The organism is Arthrobacter sp. ok362 (assembly GCF_900102785.1).
Lineage (GTDB): Bacteria > Actinomycetota > Actinomycetes > Actinomycetales > Micrococcaceae > Arthrobacter.
Map to the genome: position 1 here is coordinate 1 of NZ_FNGC01000032.1, position 1,371 is coordinate 1,371.

The 1,371-nt window shown below is 54.8% G+C and carries 1 rRNA gene; it reads right to left on the bottom strand.

From position 1 onward, the window contains the following. Window positions 1-5 precede the first annotated feature (5 nt). Window positions 6-1,371 (bottom strand): 23S ribosomal RNA (locus tag BLQ10_RS21915); the annotation flags it as partial.

Genomic DNA, 1,371 nt, shown 5'->3' on the forward strand with positions numbered 1-1,371 from the left:
GGTGTGTGGTGTAAGTTATCGGCCTATTAGTACCGGTCAGCTTCACGAGTCGTTAGTCCTCGCTTCCACATCCGGCCTATCAACCCAGTGGTCTGGCTGGGGGCCTCTCACACGCTAGGTGTATGGAAATCTCATCTCGAAGCGAGCTTCCCGCTTAGATGCTTTCAGCGGTTATCCCATCCGAACGTAGCTAATCAGCGGTGCACTTGGCAGTACAACTGACACACCAGAGGTTCGTCCGTCCCGGTCCTCTCGTACTAAGGACAGCCCTTCTCAAATTTCCTGCGCGCGCAGCGGATAGGGACCGAACTGTCTCACGACGTTCTAAACCCAGCTCGCGTACCGCTTTAATGGGCGAACAGCCCAACCCTTGGGACCTACTCCAGCCCCAGGATGCGACGAGCCGACATCGAGGTGCCAAACCATGCCGTCGATATGGACTCTTGGGCAAGATCAGCCTGTTATCCCCGAGGTACCTTTTATCCGTTGAGCGACGGCCATTCCACAATGTACCGCCGGATCACTAGTCCCGACTTTCGTCCCTGCTCGAGATGTCTCTCTCACAGTCAAGCTCCCTTGTGCACTTACACTCGACACCTGATTGCCAACCAGGCTGAGGGAACCTTTGGGCGCCTCCGTTACTTTTTAGGAGGCAACCGCCCCAGTTAAACTACCCATCAGGCACTGTCCCTGACCCGGATTACGGGCCGAAGTTAGATGTCCAAAGTGACCAGAGTGGTATTTCAACGATGACTCCACCCGAACTGGCGTCCGGGCTTCAACGTCTCCCACCTATCCTACACAAGCCACTCCGAACACCAATACCAAACTATAGTAAAGGTCTCGGGGTCTTTCCGTCCTGCTGCGCGTAACGAGCATCTTTACTCGTACTGCAATTTCGCCGAGTTTATGGTTGAGACAGCGGGGAAGTCGTTACTCCATTCGTGCAGGTCGGAACTTACCCGACAAGGAATTTCGCTACCTTAGGATGGTTATAGTTACCACCGCCGTTTACTGGGGCTTAAATTCTCAGCTTCGCCTTGCGGCTAACCGGTCCTCTTAACCTTCCAGCACCGGGCAGGAGTCAGTCCGTATACATCGTCTTGCGACTTCGCACGGACCTGTGTTTTTAGTAAACAGTCGCTTCCCCCTGGTCTCTGCGGCCCCGATCCCCTCCCACCAGCAAGTGGTGTTCAAGGTTGGGGCCCCCCTTCTCCCGAAGTTACGGGGGCATTTTGCCGAGTTCCTTAACCATAATTCTCTCGATCGCCTTAGTATTCTCTACCTGATCACCTGTGTCGGTTTGGGGTACGGGCGGCTAAAACCTCGCGTCGATGCTTTTCTCGGCAGCATAGGATCACCGAATCCCCC